The sequence below is a fragment of the Thermus sp. genome, from assembly GCF_037444525.1.
Taxonomy (GTDB): Bacteria; Deinococcota; Deinococci; order Deinococcales; family Thermaceae; genus Thermus.
Genome location: NZ_JBBIMD010000060.1, coordinates 1 through 13,469 on the forward strand (window position 1 = coordinate 1; position 13,469 = coordinate 13,469).

Here is a 13,469-nt window from a genome sequence, read left to right on the forward strand (position 1 = left end):
GTCCGTTTCCCATCCGGGCGGTGCAGGTGGATGGGGGTAGCGAGTTTATGGCGGAGTTTGAGGAGGCCTGTAGGGGTTTGGGCATCCGGTTGTTTGAGCTTCCTCCGCGGAGTCCCAAGTTGAATGGGCATGTGGAGCGCATGCAGCGGGCGTTTCGGGACGAGTTTTACACGCGTCCTCTGCCTTCTGGGATTGAGGGGCTTCAGCGGGAGTTGGATGCGTATTTGGACTACTACAACGGGCGGAGGCTGCACCGGGCTTTGGGGGGTCTTGCGCCCTTGGGGTTCCTGGCTAAGCTCAAGGAGGAGGGGGTCCCCACAGAGTCTCAAATGTGCTGGCCAACTACATCTAGTTGCCTTTTCCCGCTCCTTGTCCTAGCATGGGGCTGAAGCCGCCCGAAGGGGGTGGCCTTCCGAGCTTTAGGAGGTCAAAGTGGAAACGTTGCGCGTCTCTTCCAAGTCCCGTCCCAACTCCGTGGCCGGTGCCATCGCGGCGCTTTTGCGCACCAAGGGCGAGGTGGAGGTCCAGGCCATCGGCCCCCAGGCGGTGAACCAGGCGGTGAAGGCCATCGCCATTGCCCGGGGCTACATCGCCCCCGATAACCTGGACCTGGTGGTGAAGCCCGCCTTCGTCAAGCTGGACCTGGAGAACGAGGAGCGGACCGCCCTGAAGTTCAGCATCAAGGCCCACCCCCTGGAGTCTTGAAGCCCAAGACCCCAAGGGCCTTGGCCTTGCGCCTCCTCCTTAAGGTGGAGGAGGGGGCTAAGGCCCAGTTTGTTCTGGACCAGGCCCTGGACCGCCTGCCCTGGCCCGAGCGGGACAAGGCCTACGCCACCCACCTGGTCTACGGGGCGCTCCGGCGGCTTTACCTTCTGGACTTCCTCTTAGAACCCCACCTGCCCCGCCCCGAGCGGCTTCCTAAGGCCATCCGCTGGACCCTCCGCCTGGGGGCTTTGGAGTGGCTTTTGGGCAAGGAGGACCACGCCCGGGTCCACCCCTGGGTGGAGGAGGCCAAGGCCCACCATCCCAAGCTAGCGGGCCTGGTGAACGCGGTCCTCCGCCGCCTTAGGCCCCGGGAGGCCCCCCCTTGGGTGCGGCTTTCCCTCCCTGAGTGGCTCCTTCGGGCCTGGCAGGGCCTTTTCGGGGATCTCTTCTTCGCCGAGGCCCTGAACGAGCCCGCCCCCCTTTTCGTCACCGCCTACCGTGAGGTGGAGGGCCTCCCCCCGGGTCCCTTGCCGGATAGCTACGTCTGGCCTGGCCCCAAGGCGGACTTCCCCGCCCTTGGCCTTCAGCCCCAAAACCCGGCCTCCCTCTTCGCCGCCAAGCTCCTGGAGGCCCTCCCCGGGGAAAGGGTCTTGGACCTCTGCGGGGGGGCAGGGCTTAAGGCCTTTTACCTGGCCTCGAGGGGGGCGGAGGTGGTCTCCTACGACCTGAACCCCAGGCGCCAGGCCGCGGGGCGGAAGACGGCGGAGCGGCTTGGTCTCGAGGTGGCCTACCGCACCCAGGACCTGCGGGCACCCTTAGGGGAAAAGGCCCTCAAGGTCCTCCTGGATGCCCCCTGCACGGGAACCGGCACCTTGCGCGCCCACCCCGAGCTCCGTTACCGCCTCGCCCCCGAGGCCCCGAAAGAGATGGCCCGCCTGCAAAGGGCCCTGCTGGAGACCGCGGCCGCCGCGGTGGAGGAGGGGGGCGTTTTGGTCTACGCGGTCTGCGCCCTCACGGAGGAGGAGGGGGAAGGGATGGTGCGGGCCTTTCTGGAGGACCATCCGGAGTTTACCCCCGAGCCCTTCTCTTGCCCCTTGCCCGTCCTCCGGGCGGGGCTTGGGGTCTACGTGGCCCCTCTTGAGGGCCTGGACGGGTTCTACTACGCCCGGCTCCGGCGGGCTAAACTCTAACCTATGAAGCTCGCCTTCGTGGGCTTAGGGAAGCTCGGGAAGAGCATCCTAAAGGGCATCCTGGAGAAGGGCTTCCTGGCCCCCGGGGAGATGGGGGTCTTGGGGCGCACCTATGAGCGGAGCCAGGAGCTGGCCGCCCCCTTTGGCCTCCGGCCCTTGCGCCCGGAAGACCTTCCCCAGGCGGAGCGGGTCCTCCTCGCCGTCCAACCACGGGATTTCCCCGCCCTGGCTCCCCTCCTGGCCCACCCGGGGGTGGGGTACATCTCCATCATGGCCGGGGTGTCCACCGCGGTCCTGGCCCGAAGGCTGGACAACCGCCGGGTGGTGCGCACCATGCCCAACCTGGCCGCGGTGATCGGGGAGAGCTCCACCGCCCTCACCGCCACCCGCGAGGCCCGGGAGGCGGGGGATCTGGACTTCGCCCGGGCCCTTTTCGCCACCGTGGGGGACGTGTACGAGATCCCCGAGCACCTCTTTGACCCCTTCACCGCCATGTCCGCCTCCGCCCCCGCCTACCTGGCCCTGGTGGCCGAGGCCCTGGCGGACGCGGGGGTGAAGATGGGCATGCCCCGGGCCCTGGCCCTGCGCCTGGCGGCGGAGGCCTTGGCGGCCACGGGGGAGCTCCTCAAGGGCCGCCACCCCGCCCAGCTTAAGGACGAGGTGGCAAGCCCAGGGGGCACCACCATCCACGGCCTCCACGCCCTCGAGGCCCGCGCCCTCCGCGCCGCCTTCTACGAGGCGGTGGAGGCGGCCACCAAGAGGGGCCACGAGCTTGGGGAGGCGGAGTGAGGTCCCTTCTTTTCCCCCTCTTCCTGGCCCTAGCCCTGGCCCAGCCCCTTCCCCCGAAAGGGGGGCGGTACATCTACTCCGACGGTACCCTGCAGGAGCTCCTCCCGGGGGAAGGGGTGTACCGGCTCCGTTACCTCAAAGGGGGCGAGGCCTTCCGGGAAGACCGGCTCCGCCTGGCCCTCGAGGGGGTCCACCTCCTGGGGGTGGAGCTTTCCGGGCGGTACTTCCCCTTTGACCCTCCCCTTTTCCTCTACCCCCATGCCCCCTACCCCGGCCAGGCCTACAGCGGAAGCGCCCGCTTCCAGGGGCAGAAGGTGGCCCTCTCGGGGCGGGTGGAGGGGCTGGAGGGGCTTAGGGTGGCGGCCGGAGCCTACAACGCCTGGCGCATCCGCCTGGCCTATACCACGGAAAAGGGGGGGACGGAGCTTAAGGAGGTGTACCTGGTCCCGGGCCTGGGGGTGGTGGCCTTCCGCGTGGGGAGGAGTTGGGTGGAGCTCCTCCGCTTCACCCCCTTCTAAGGGCGTAGCGCAGGATCTCCCCGTACATCCTGAGGCGGTGGCGGAGGCCCGCGAGGAGCCCCCGCTTTTCTTCCTTCATCACCTGGCTCACCCCCCGTAGGGGGAGGTAGCGGACCCGCCAGCCTGCTTCCTTGGCGTGGCGGGTGAGGAGGAGCTCCAGGTCGTAGCGGGCACCCTCGAGGCCCGGCACCCCCCTCAAGGCCTCTGTCCGGAGGGCCCTTTGCCCCGAGAGGAAGGGGGTGAGGCGCATGGCCAGGTCGGTGGAAAGCCGTCCCCCCCTGAAGACCCCCACGGCCATCTCCACCTCCCCCTGGGCCACAGGGCTGAGGAGGGCGAAGAGGTGCTCGGGGCGGAGGCCCATCAGGTCCGCGTCCAGGAGGAGGACCAAAGGGGTTTCCACCCGCTTAAGCCCCTCCGCCAAAGCCCCCCCCTTGCCCCGGTTCTGGGGGAGGCGCACCACCTCCGCCCCCGCCCGCTGCGCCTCCTCCGCCGTGCGGTCTTTTGAACCGTCGTCCGCCACCACCACGGGGAAGCCGGCTTCCCTTGCCACCTCCACCACCCGGGCAATGGTGGCCTCCTCGTTGTGGGCGGGGATGAGGACCGTGGCCTCCACCTTAGCCCCCAAGAAGCCTACGGATGTCCTGGAAGGTCACGGCCAGGATGAGGAGGAGGAGGAAGAGGAAGCCCAGGTAGTGCACCGCTGCTTCCTGCTCCGGGCGCAGGCGGAAGAGGCGGCCCAGGAAGAGGAGGAGGATCCGCCCCCCGTCCAGGGCGGGGATGGGGAGGAGGTTGAAGAGGGCCAGGGAGAGGTTGATGGCTGCGGTGAGCTCCAGGAGGCGGAAGAGCCCCTCCTTGGCCGCCCGGCCCGCCTCCGCCACCAGGCCCACAGGGCCCACCACCCCGCTATCCGGGTTGCCGGAAAGGGCCCCCACCACCCCCCCTACCAGGGCCCGCACCATCTGGGGGAGGAACCCCACCGAGCGGGCCACCGCCAGCCCCACCCCCTCCAGGAAGCCCACCTTCCTGAAGCGCACCTCGGGCTGGTAGACCACCCCGAGCCTTTCCATCCCTTCCCGCCAGGTGAGGCCAAGGGTCGCTTCCTCCCCCCCCCGCAGGACGGTGAGGGTATGGGTCCCTGGGGTCTTCACCCGGTTGATGTCCTGGGGGGCGGAAAGGGGGAGGCCATCCACCTGAAGGAGGACATCCCCCGCCCTAAGCCCCGCCCCTTCCGCGGGGCTACCGGGCAGGACCTCGAGGATAACCGCCCGCCCCGTGGCCTCCGGCACCCCCTGGGCGCTGAAGAGGTAGCCCAAAAGGGTCCAGGCCAGGAGGAGGTTCATGAGGACCCCGGCCACCAGGACCAAAAGCTTTCCGGGGAAGGGGAGGGCGTCGTACCCTCGGCCCTTTTCCTCCGGGAGGAGGCCCTCGATGTCCGCGTACCCCCCCAAGGGGATGGCGGAAAGCCGCCACTCCGTGCCCCAGGCGGCCCTTCTCAGGAGGACGGGGCCAAACCCGATGCTGAAGGCTTTGACCCGGACCCCCTGGACCCTCGCCGCCAGGTAGTGGCCGAGCTCGTGCACGAAGATGCTCACCCCGATGATCACCAAAAACCAGATGAGGCTCATGCCCACCTCTTGGCCTCTTCCCGGGCCCAGGTGTCCACGGCAAAGAGGTTCCCCCATGTTAGGGGAAGGCTGGGGACCTTTTCCAGGACCTGGGCCAGCACCTTGGGGATGGCGGTGAAGGGGATGCGCCCCTTTAGGAAGGCCTCCACCGCCACCTCGTCCGCGGCGGAGACCGCCACCTGGGCCACGCCTCCCCGCCTTCCCGCCTCGTAGGCCACCTCCAGGGCGGGGAAGCGCTTTGGGTCTGGGGGTAGGAAGGTGAGGGTTTCGGGGAGGGGGAGGTCTTTCAGGAAGGTTTCCGCCCGTTCCGGGTAGGTGAGGGCGTACTGGATGGGCAGGCGCATGTCCGTGGGGCCAAGCTGGGCCTTCAGGCTCCCATCCCTAAAGCGCACCAGGCCGTGGACGTAGGCCTCGGGGTGGACCAGGACCCGGATCCTCTCCAGGGGGAAGCGGAAGAGCTCCTTGGCCTCCAGGACCTCGAGGCCCTTGTTGAAGAGGGTGGCGGAGTCCACGGTGACCTTGGGGCCCATGCGCCACCTGGGGTGGGCCAGGGCCATCCCCGGCGTGACCCCAGAGAGGTCCTCGGGCCCCTTGAGGAAGGGCCCGCCGCTTGCGGTGAGGATGAGCTCGGCCACGTCCTCCCGCCTCTCCCCGAGAAGGGCCTGGAAAAGGGCGGAGTGCTCCGAGTCTACGGGAAGGATCTCCGCCCCAAAGGCCTCCACCTCCTGCCAAAGGAGGGGCCCCGCGGCCACCATGGCCTCCTTGTTGGCCAGGGCGATGCGCTTTCCCGTCCTGGCCGCCATGCGGGTGGGCCCTAGCCCCGCCAGGCCCGGGATGGCGGCCACGGCCACCTCGGCCTCCAGGGCCGCCACCTCCTCAGGCGTCCCCAGCTTGACCCCGGGAAAGCGGGCCTTGAGCTCCGGATGGAGGGCCTTTTCCGCGGATACCAAAAGGGGCCGGAACTCCTCTATTTGCTCCAGGAGGACCTCCAGGTTCCTCCCTGCCGCCAGGCCCACCACCCGGTAGCCCCTTAGGCGGCAGACCTCAAGGGCCTGCCGGCCGATGGATCCTGTGGACCCTAAGATCACCACCCTTTTCATGTGAAGAGCACCACCAGGTAGTAGGTGAGGGGGAAGGTGAAGAGGAGGCTGTCTATCCGGTCCAAAAGCCCCCCGTGCCCGGGCAGGAAGCGCCCGGAGTCCTTCACCCCGCAGTAGCGTTTCAGCATAGACTCCGCCAGGTCCCCCACCTGGGCCGCCAGGGAGAGGAGGAGGCTGAAGAAGAGGAGCTCCAAAAACCCAAAGGGAAAAACCTCCTGCACCAGGCTAGTATAGGCCACCATGGCCAGGAAGCTCACCAGGATGCCCCCCAAGGACCCCTCCACGGTCTTGCCCGGGCTGATGCTAGGGGCGAGCTTGTTCCGGCCGAAGAACCGCCCCGCAAAGTAGGCCCCGATGTCCGTGGCGAAGCTGGCCACGATGGGGAGGGAGAGGATCCAAAGGCCAAGCCCGGCATCGGGGGTTTCCCGGAGAAGGAGGACGTAGCCCAGGTTCCAGGGAAGGTAGAGGAAGGCGAGGAGGGTGAAGGCCAAGCGGGGGAGGTTGGCTCCCTGGAGGAGTTCAAAGCCAAAGCTTCCCAGGAGGAAAAGCCCCAGGGCCACCTCCCGCCAAGGCACCTGGGGAAAGTGCCAGTGGAGGGGGGGGAGGGAGAAGAGGTAGAGGAGGGTCCCCCCCAGGAAAAGCCCCGGGAGGTGGAGGGCGACGCCCCTTTTGGCCAGCATCTCCTTAAGCTCCAGCCCCCCAACCCAAAGGACAAAGAGGAGGGTGGGGAGGATGAGGGGAAGCCCCGCCCAAAGGACGAGAAGGAGCAAAAGGGCCCCCACCAGGGAGGAGCCCACCCGTACGGGCAGGTCATCCTTCACCGTTCCCCCCAGGGGGTTAAGGGCACCCCTTGCATCAGCCCAGGATCTCCGTTTCCTTCTTCTCCGCCAGGTCGTCCACCTTGGCGATGAACTCGTCGGTGATCTTCTGGATCTCCCCTTCCGCCCGCTTCACCTCGTCCTCGGAGAGGTGGAGCTCCTTAGCCAGCTTTTTCAGGGTGTCCAGGGCCTCCCGGCGGAGGTTGCGGATGGCGATGCGCCCCTCCTCCGCGTAGTGCCGGGCCGCCCGCACCAGCTCCTTGCGGCGCTCCTCCGTGAGGGGGGGGATGTTGATGTAGAGGGCATCCCCCTTGTTGGCGGGGTTCAGGCCCAGGTCGGACTCCCGGATGGCCTTCTCAATGGCCTTTAGGGCGTTCTGGTCCCAGGACTGGACCACCAGGGTACGGGCGTCCGGGGCGGTGACCGTGGCGATTTGGTTCAGGGGCACGTGGGTGCCGTAGTATTCCACCTTGAGGTGAAGGAGGAGGGCGGGGTTGGCCCGCCCCGTGCGCAGGCCAGAGAGGTTGTGCTCCAGGGCCTCGAGGCTCTTTTGCATGTGGGCTCGGGTTTGGGCGCAGAGGTCTTTCAGCGTCATGGCTCCCTCCTAAGGGTGGATGAGGGTTCCCACCTTTTCCCCCTGGATAATACCCACCAGGGCGCCGGGTTTAAAGATGTCAAAGACCACGATGGGAAGGCCCGCCTCCATGCACAGGGTGATGGCGGTGGAGTCCATGACCTGCAGGCCCCGGTTCAGAACCTCCAGGTAGGTGAGCTCGTCAAAGCGCTGGGCGCTAGGGTTCTTCCGGGGGTCGTCGGAGTAGACCCCATCCACCTTATTCTTGGCCATGAGGACCACCTCCGCCCCCACCTCCAAGGCCCTTAGGGCGGCGGCGGTGTCGGTGGAGAAGAAGGGGTTCCCCGTCCCCCCGCCGAAGATGACGATCCGTTCCTTCTCCAGGTGTCTCAGGGCGCGGCGGCGGATGTAGGGCTCGGCCACCTGGGTGATGGTGAGGGCGGTCTGGACCCGGGTGGGGATCCCTAGGGCCTCGAGGGCGTCCTGCAGGGCCAGGGCGTTCATGATGGTGGCCAGCATCCCGATGTAGTCCGCGGTGGCCCGGTCCATGCCCACCCCCTGCCGGGCCCCCCGCCAGAGATTCCCCGCCCCGATGACGATGGCCAGCTGGACCCCCGTCTCGTAGGCCGCCTTGATCTCCCGGGCCAGGGCCTTGGTGGCCTCGGGCTCTATGCCGAAGCCGTTTTGGGTGAGGAACTCACCTGAAAGCTTGAGGAGAACCCGTTTGTACCGCATGGCAGGAAAAACCGGGGCCCTAAAGGGGTAGGGCCCCGGGATGCGCTCATGGCCTATGCCCCCAGCTCAAAGCGGCAGAAGCGCCGCACCACGATGTTTTCCCCGATCTTGGCGATGGCCTCCTGGATAAGCTCCTTTACCCGGATCTTGTCGTCCTTCACAAAGGGCTGCTCCAGCAAGGCCACCTCCTCCAGGTACTTCTTCAGCCGCCCCTCGGCGATCTTCTCCGCGATCTGCTGGGGTTTGCCCTCGTTTAGGGCTGCCTGGATGTAGATCCGGCGCTCCTTTTCCAGCTCCTCCTCTGGGATCTCCTCGGCGGAGACGTAGCGGGGGTTCATCATGGCGATGTGCATGGCCAGATCCCGGGCCAGGTTCTGGAAGAGCTCGTTCCGGGCCACGAAGTCCGTCTCGCAGTTGAGCTCCACCAGAACCCCCACCCGCTGGTTGTGGTGAATGTAGTGGCCGATGACCCCTTCCCGGGCCTCCCGGTCCGCCTTCTTGGCAGCCTTCATGGCCCCCCGCTCCCTGAGAAGCTGGACCGCCTTTTCCTCGTCCCAGCCTGCGTCCTCCAGGGCCTTCTTCACCTCCATCATGCCGGCCCCGGTGGCTTCCCGGAGCTTCTTGATGATCTCCACTTGGCTCACGCTTCCACCTCCTCGTCCCCAGAGCCCATCTGGGCTTGCCGCTCCGCTTCCTCCACCAGGGCCAGGGAGGGGGAGGGTTCCACCACCCCACCCCGGGCCTCTATGATGAGGTCCGCCGCCCGGGAGAGGATGAGCTGGATGGAGCGGATGGCATCGTCGTTGCCGGGGATGATGTAGTCCACCAGCTCAGGGTCGGAGTCTGTGTCCGCCAGGGCCACCACAGGGATGAAGAGCTTGCGGGCCTCCCGCACCGCGATGGCCTCTTTGGTGGGGTCCACGACAAAGACGGCGTCTGGAAGGCGCTTTAGGCGGCGGAAGCCCGAGAGGTACTTTTGTAGCCTCTCCAGCTCGTGCTTGAGGCGCACCTGCTCCTTCTTGGGGCGCTCGTTGATCTCCTCGGAGGCGAAGAGGGCTTCCAGCTCCTCCAGGCGCTGCACCCGGGCGGAGATGGTGCGGAAGTTGGTGAGCATGCCGCCCAGCCAGCGCTGGTTCACGTAGGGCATCCCCGCGCGGTCCGCTTCCATGCGCACGATGTCCTGGGCCTGTTTCTTGGTGCCCACGAAGAGGATCGTGCCCCCGCGCATGGCGAGGTCCTCCAGGAAGCGGAAGGTGCGCTCCAGCTCCACCATAGTCTTCTGGAGGTCAATGATGTGGATGCCGTTGCGCTCCGCGTAGATGTACTTGGCGAACTTGGGGTTCCACCGCTTGCGCTCGTGGCCGAAGTGGACCCCGGCCTCTAGGAGCTCCTTGACGCTGATTTCTACAGGCATATTCCTCCCACCGGGGAAGGTTGGGCTTGGCGTTTCCCGTGCGCCGGCCTCTTTCCCAAGGGACCTTCCCCTGCCCAAGGGCTGGTCCGGCACACCCCTCCGATTATAGGCCGCCCTCCGCCTTTACGTAAGCCCCCCCTTTGGCCTATACTCTCCTAGGCTTGGGGCGGTAGCTCAGAGGGAGAGCACCCGCCTTGCAAGCGGGAGGTCCGGGGTTCAAATCCCCGCCGCTCCACCAAGTCAGGGACGAGGAAATCCCCCGGGGTCTCCCCCGGGGGTTGGCGTTTTACTACCCCTTGACTACCCCTTGTCTTTGCCAAGGGGGTCGAGGTGGCGGAGGGTCTGTTTGAGGTCTTCTTCGGAGACGCGGGTGTAGTGTTGGAGGGCCACGGCGAGGCTTTTGTGGCCTGCGAGGGCGGCGGCGAGCTTAGGGTTTTTGGTCTCCCGGACGACGCGGGTGATGAAGGTGCCCCGGAGGTCGTGGAGGCGAGCGCGGGGTACTCCGGCCTTCTTGAGGACGCGGAGCCAGGTGCGCCGGAGGTTGCTGGGGTGGACGGGGTTACCCGTGGTGGAGGGGAAGACGAGGCCCTGTGGGTGGTACAGCTCTTCCAGGACCATGCGTTCCCGGTGGGCGAGGAGGACTTCCTTGGCCTCTTCGGTGAGGGGGAGGACGCGGTTGGAGCCGGAGGTCTTCGTGGGGCCGAGGATGGGTTTTCCGGTGCGGGTGTTGACGGTGAGGGCGCGCCGGATGTGGAGGAGGTCTTTTTCGAAGTCGATGTCGGACCAGAGGAGGCCGAGGACTTCTCCCCGGCGGAGGCCGTAGGCGGCGAGGAGGTAGAAGGCGGGGTAGAGGCGGTGGGTCTTGAGGACTTCCAGAACGCGGCGGAGTTCTTCCTCGGAGATCTCGCGGCCCACTTCCCGCTGGGGGAAGCGGGGGAGGACGGTGCGGTCCACGGGGTTTTCGTGGAGGCGACCGTAGCGCACGGCCCGTTCCAGGGCGGCGTGGAGGAAGTTGCGGACGTGGGTCACGGTGGAGCGGCTGTACCCCTCCTGGGCGAGGGCGCGGAAGAGGGCTTCCAGGCGCTCTGGGGTGAGGTGGTCCAGGCGGGGTGAGCCGAGGCGGTCCACCACGAGCCGGGTGTAGCGGGCGTACTCGTTGAGGGTGTTTTCCCGCCTTCCCTCGGCCCGGGCGGCCTCCGCGTGGGCCTCCAGCCACTCCAGGAGGCCCGGAGGCTCCTCGGGGTCAGCCCGGGTGAGGCCGTAGGCCAGGGCGAGCTTGCGGCGCAGAAGCTCCGCCTTCCGCGCGTTCTCCCGGCTCCTGGGACCGGGGGAGTAGAAGCTCTTCCGCTTCCCCCCCACGGTGAGGCGCACCTCGTAGACCCCCAGGTCCTCCCGGTAGCGCACAGAGCCCTCCCCTTTCCGGTTCCGCTTCGGCATAAGGGACATGATACCGACACCTGGAAGGGCTTGACGGAAGGCGGGTTTTCTACTATAGTTGTGGTGAAAGGAGGCAGAGGATGATGGAGAAACTAGAAGAGGCCAAGTTGGTGTACGGGATGGAGGAGGCGGCGTGGGCGCTTGGGGTGTCGTCCACGCAGGTGCGGAACTGGATTCGCAAGGGAGCGTTGAAGGCGTTTCGTGTGGGGCGGCGGGTGTTGATCCGGCGGGAGGTCCTGGAGGAGTTCGTGCGGGAGATGGAGGCGGGGAGGGTGACCACCTAGCCTCGCCTTCCCCGCCGCCTCCTACCTTCTCTCATCAGAGCGGGGGTAGGGGGCGGAAGCCCTTTCGCTGACCGGAGACTCCGAGGTCTCCGTGGAGTTCGCGCGGAACACGGTGGAGCTCTGATTACACGGAAAGCTCCGTGTATTCCGTGTCTTTCAAGGGATTGCGTGGTCAGGTGTCTACAGGGTAGATGTTGACTTCGCGGGGTCTACACGAGGTACAGGGTACGGTGGACCGTTGCTACAGGGTGTTCCGTGACTTCATCGTGACCGCCCTGAAGAAAGAGGAGGGGAGTCACGGGGACGACACCGAATCTACGGTAGACATCGTGTCTTCCAATAAGACGACCGCGTTTTTGAAAACTGGCGACATCTTCACAGATTTATACCCTTGTGGTATGCTGTGATTGGAGGAAAGCACCGCACCCGCGATGGATGCGGTGAAGAGCAGGGTATTCAGGGTAAAGCCTTAAGTTTTTTAGAGGGGAACCCTTGGTGGAAGTTTCGGACCACGCTGATCACGGGTCCCCAGATTTTTGCGTCTTCGGGGAGAGGGATGTCTTCGTAGAGGGGGTTGACGCTTTCGAGGTAGAGTTGCTTGTTTCGTTCCGCGAGTTTTTTGACCACGATGCCGTTTCCCGGGATGCCCACGGCCACGATGGCCCCGGTGAGGGGAGGGGTTTCCGTGTCCACGATGGCGTAGTCGCCTTCATAGAGGAGGGGTTCCATGGAGTTTCCGGTGATCTTCACCGCGAAGAGAGAGGTCTCCTTTTTGCCCTTCATTGGGGGCAACCAGAAGAGCATGAACTCTCTCGCGTCCTCAAAGGAGGGGGAGCCAGCTCCTCCCTCTACCACGGGGAGGCGGTAGGGGTGGACTTCGGAAGCGTTTTGAGGGGTTTCGGTGTAGTGCGTCCTCTCTTCTTTTGGTGTACTCCAGGCTTTCAGCAGGTGGTCTATGTCTTCTTTTGTGAGTCCGTAAGCTTGAAGCAATCGGAGCATTCGTTCGGCGGAGACATGTCTTATATCCCTCTTGCCGGTTTCAATCATGGAGACATAGGTCTGGTCCACCCCTGCACGATACCCTATATCTGATTGGGTCAGCCGAGCCCGTTCCCGTAGCGATCGGAGAAACCGACCGAACTCCTTTGCGGAGTATTGGGCAACTAGATCCCAGTCAATGTTACGAGTTTTTTTTGTGTCGTCCCATGTCCAAGCCATTACTACTATACTTTCCTCTTTGTCTTACCCATGAGCAAGACCCCTAGAAGGGGAAGGCCGACAGAAGAAGTCTGTGAGGCGTTTTACCCGTTGACATTTGGCTACTAGTGTCGTATGTTCCTATACGAGGAGGTTAGTCATGCGCGGGTTGCGGGAACTCAGGGGAATGGTTGGGATGACCATAGCTGAGCTCGCGCGAGCAACCGGGTTGTCGCGCAGTTACTTATGGAGACTGGAACGAGGCGAGAGAAAGCCGGGTGTCAAAGCTGTTTTCCCTATAATGAGGGTATTTTCTGAGCGCTTAGGAATTCCCGAGACGGCGGTTTTGGAAATTCTAATGGGTAAGAGGGTTGCGGAGGCTTTTGCGTACAAGCCACCCTCTGGTAGAGAGCCTGCTCCTCGTTACCTCACTGTAGACCAGGCGGCGCGCTATCTCGGGGTTTCCCGTAGCTACATCAAAAACGCGGTTCGTTCTGGTTTGTTGCGCCCCCGTCTGGTACCCGGGCCAAGAGGACAGACGGTCTTTTCCATAGAAGAACTACAAAGCTTTGCTAAGCGGTACCTGGAGAATGCGGAGGTGGCAGTAGAATGAAGGGAAAGCCGCGGTTTAGCCTGGAAGTTATACAGGGTAGGGACGAGGTGGCCGTCATTGTGGACGGCTGGATCCATGGAGTCTACCCCTCCATGGAGGTGGCGCTGGAGGCGCTGAGGCGGGACTGGGAGAGGGTACGACGGCTTAGGCGACGGAAAACCCCCTCTCCCCGGTAGAGAGAGGAGGTGCTACGTGAGGTTCCCCAAGGCCAACTGTACCACGCTCCTGGCCGTTTTGCAACGGTATGTGCGGTTAGGTTACGCTGTTCTCCCTCTTGTTCCCGGAGAAAAGCGTCCCCACTTTCGTTTGGTCCCCCACGGTCTCAAGGAGGCCTCCCAGGATCCCGCCACCCTCGAGGCCTGGTGGCGGTCCTGCCCCGAGGCCGGGGTGGGGATTTTGGCCCCGGAGGGGGTCTTGGTCCTTGATGTGGACCAGGGGGAGGCCTGGGAGGCGCTACGCCGGGACTTCCC

At 65.4% G+C, this 13,469-nt stretch carries 18 protein-coding genes, 1 tRNA gene and 1 pseudogene; 10 read left to right on the forward strand and 10 right to left on the reverse strand.

The window, feature by feature from the left end:
• From WKI94_RS09595 to WKI94_RS09615, 5 genes and pseudogenes are all read left to right on the forward strand, one after another.
• Positions 1 to 352: pseudogene (locus WKI94_RS09595) on the forward strand (integrase core domain-containing protein); the annotation flags it as partial.
• 80 nt (positions 353 to 432) lie between these two features.
• Positions 433 to 705 (forward strand): stage V sporulation protein S, encoded by a 273-nt coding sequence (locus WKI94_RS09600; RefSeq protein WP_014515944.1) that lies wholly within the window; start codon positions 433 to 435, stop codon positions 703 to 705.
• Positions 702 to 1,895: a transcription antitermination factor NusB gene (locus WKI94_RS09605; protein WP_337845521.1), complete on the forward strand. Its 1,194-nt coding sequence runs from the start codon at positions 702 to 704 to the stop codon at positions 1,893 to 1,895. The genes WKI94_RS09600 and WKI94_RS09605 overlap by 4 nt, the downstream gene beginning before the upstream one ends.
• A 3-nt stretch (positions 1,896 to 1,898) precedes the next feature.
• Positions 1,899 to 2,684, forward strand: coding sequence for a pyrroline-5-carboxylate reductase (proC, locus tag WKI94_RS09610; protein WP_337845522.1), 786 nt, complete (start codon positions 1,899 to 1,901; stop codon positions 2,682 to 2,684).
• Positions 2,681 to 3,202 carry a hypothetical protein gene (locus WKI94_RS09615; RefSeq protein ID WP_337845523.1) on the forward strand — a complete coding sequence of 174 codons (522 nt, stop codon included), beginning with the start codon at positions 2,681 to 2,683 and terminating at the stop codon, positions 3,200 to 3,202. Before proC ends, WKI94_RS09615 begins: the two co-directional genes overlap by 4 nt.
• On the opposite strand, the gene WKI94_RS09620 is transcribed toward WKI94_RS09615, so the two are convergent.
• Genes WKI94_RS09620 through rpsB form a run of 8 tightly spaced genes read right to left on the reverse strand, consistent with a single transcriptional unit; the run spans position 3,189 to position 9,468 of the window.
• Entirely contained in the window at positions 3,189 to 3,815 is a 627-nt protein-coding gene (locus WKI94_RS09620) for a glycosyltransferase family 2 protein (protein ID WP_337845524.1), read from the reverse strand. The two genes, WKI94_RS09615 and WKI94_RS09620, sit on opposite strands and share 14 nt — an antisense overlap.
• Before the next feature lies 1 nt (position 3,816).
• The gene (locus tag WKI94_RS09625) at positions 3,817 to 4,827 is read right to left on the reverse strand and encodes a M50 family metallopeptidase (protein ID WP_337845525.1); all 1,011 of its coding nucleotides are present in this window, start codon (positions 4,825 to 4,827) and stop codon (positions 3,817 to 3,819) included.
• Entirely contained in the window at positions 4,824 to 5,927 is a 1,104-nt protein-coding gene (dxr, locus tag WKI94_RS09630; protein ID WP_337845526.1) for a 1-deoxy-D-xylulose-5-phosphate reductoisomerase, read from the reverse strand. The genes WKI94_RS09625 and dxr overlap by 4 nt, the downstream gene beginning before the upstream one ends.
• Positions 5,924 to 6,748, reverse strand: a complete 825-nt coding sequence (locus tag WKI94_RS09635) for a phosphatidate cytidylyltransferase (RefSeq protein WP_337845527.1) — start codon at positions 6,746 to 6,748, stop codon at positions 5,924 to 5,926. The genes dxr and WKI94_RS09635 overlap by 4 nt, the downstream gene beginning before the upstream one ends.
• 34 nt (positions 6,749 to 6,782) lie before the next feature.
• Positions 6,783 to 7,340 (reverse strand): ribosome recycling factor, encoded by a 558-nt coding sequence (gene frr / locus WKI94_RS09640; protein WP_337845528.1) that lies wholly within the window; start codon positions 7,338 to 7,340, stop codon positions 6,783 to 6,785.
• 9 nt (positions 7,341 to 7,349) lie between these two features.
• The gene (pyrH, locus tag WKI94_RS09645) at positions 7,350 to 8,054 is read right to left on the reverse strand and encodes a UMP kinase (protein ID WP_337845529.1); all 705 of its coding nucleotides are present in this window, start codon (positions 8,052 to 8,054) and stop codon (positions 7,350 to 7,352) included.
• Between the two features lie 53 nt (positions 8,055 to 8,107).
• Positions 8,108 to 8,698, reverse strand: coding sequence for a translation elongation factor Ts (gene tsf, locus WKI94_RS09650; RefSeq protein WP_337845530.1), 591 nt, complete (start codon positions 8,696 to 8,698; stop codon positions 8,108 to 8,110).
• Positions 8,695 to 9,468, reverse strand: a complete 774-nt coding sequence (gene rpsB / locus WKI94_RS09655) for a 30S ribosomal protein S2 (protein ID WP_337845531.1) — start codon at positions 9,466 to 9,468, stop codon at positions 8,695 to 8,697. The genes tsf and rpsB overlap by 4 nt, the downstream gene beginning before the upstream one ends.
• 163 nt (positions 9,469 to 9,631) lie before the next feature.
• On the opposite strand from rpsB, the gene WKI94_RS09660 reads away from it, so the two are divergent.
• Positions 9,632 to 9,706 (forward strand) — tRNA-Ala (locus tag WKI94_RS09660).
• 62 nt (positions 9,707 to 9,768) lie between these two features.
• On the opposite strand, the gene WKI94_RS09665 is transcribed toward WKI94_RS09660, so the two are convergent.
• Positions 9,769 to 10,905, reverse strand: coding sequence for a site-specific integrase (locus WKI94_RS09665; protein WP_337845532.1), 1,137 nt, complete (start codon positions 10,903 to 10,905; stop codon positions 9,769 to 9,771).
• Positions 10,906 to 10,985: 80 nt separating this feature from the next.
• Here WKI94_RS09665 and WKI94_RS09670 point away from each other — a divergent pair, with 80 nt between their 5' ends.
• A complete protein-coding gene (locus WKI94_RS09670) occupies positions 10,986 to 11,189 on the forward strand; it encodes a helix-turn-helix domain-containing protein (protein ID WP_038069916.1) in 204 nt (67 codons plus the stop codon).
• 456 nt (positions 11,190 to 11,645) lie between these two features.
• Here WKI94_RS09670 and WKI94_RS09675 read toward each other — a convergent pair whose 3' ends face one another.
• Positions 11,646 to 12,407: a S24 family peptidase gene (locus WKI94_RS09675; RefSeq protein ID WP_337845533.1), complete on the reverse strand. Its 762-nt coding sequence runs from the start codon at positions 12,405 to 12,407 to the stop codon at positions 11,646 to 11,648.
• A 139-nt stretch (positions 12,408 to 12,546) separates the two neighbouring features.
• Between WKI94_RS09675 and WKI94_RS09680 the strand changes: the two genes are divergently transcribed.
• The 3 genes from WKI94_RS09680 to WKI94_RS09690 form a co-directional block, all read left to right on the forward strand.
• Positions 12,547 to 12,999: a helix-turn-helix domain-containing protein gene (locus WKI94_RS09680; RefSeq protein ID WP_337845534.1), complete on the forward strand. Its 453-nt coding sequence runs from the start codon at positions 12,547 to 12,549 to the stop codon at positions 12,997 to 12,999.
• Positions 13,000 to 13,046: 47 nt separating this feature from the next.
• Complete coding sequence (locus WKI94_RS09685) at positions 13,047 to 13,175, forward strand: hypothetical protein (protein ID WP_337845535.1); 129 nt, start codon at positions 13,047 to 13,049, stop codon at positions 13,173 to 13,175.
• Between the two features lie 70 nt (positions 13,176 to 13,245).
• The coding region (locus WKI94_RS09690; protein ID WP_337845536.1) for a bifunctional DNA primase/polymerase at positions 13,246 to 13,469 on the forward strand (224 nt) is incomplete at its 3' end.

What these genes read in the sequence shown, in the direction of transcription:
- proC (WP_337845522.1), top strand. Translation starts at nt 1,899, where the DNA reads ATGAAGCTCGCCTTCGTGGGCTTAGGGAAGCTCGGGAAGAGCATCCTA.
- WKI94_RS09625 (WP_337845525.1), bottom strand. Translation starts at nt 4,827, where the DNA reads ATGAGCCTCATCTGGTTTTTGGTGATCATCGGGGTGAGCATCTTCGTG.
- dxr (WP_337845526.1), bottom strand. Translation starts at nt 5,927, where the DNA reads ATGAAAAGGGTGGTGATCTTAGGGTCCACAGGATCCATCGGCCGGCAG.
- frr (WP_337845528.1), bottom strand. Translation starts at nt 7,340, where the DNA reads ATGACGCTGAAAGACCTCTGCGCCCAAACCCGAGCCCACATGCAAAAG.
- pyrH (WP_337845529.1), bottom strand. Translation starts at nt 8,054, where the DNA reads ATGCGGTACAAACGGGTTCTCCTCAAGCTTTCAGGTGAGTTCCTCACC.
- rpsB (WP_337845531.1), bottom strand. Translation starts at nt 9,468, where the DNA reads ATGCCTGTAGAAATCAGCGTCAAGGAGCTCCTAGAGGCCGGGGTCCAC.
- WKI94_RS09665 (WP_337845532.1), bottom strand. Translation starts at nt 10,905, where the DNA reads ATGCCGAAGCGGAACCGGAAAGGGGAGGGCTCTGTGCGCTACCGGGAG.
- WKI94_RS09670 (WP_038069916.1), top strand. Translation starts at nt 10,986, where the DNA reads ATGATGGAGAAACTAGAAGAGGCCAAGTTGGTGTACGGGATGGAGGAG.
- WKI94_RS09675 (WP_337845533.1), bottom strand. Translation starts at nt 12,407, where the DNA reads ATGGCTTGGACATGGGACGACACAAAAAAAACTCGTAACATTGACTGG.
- WKI94_RS09680 (WP_337845534.1), top strand. Translation starts at nt 12,547, where the DNA reads ATGCGCGGGTTGCGGGAACTCAGGGGAATGGTTGGGATGACCATAGCT.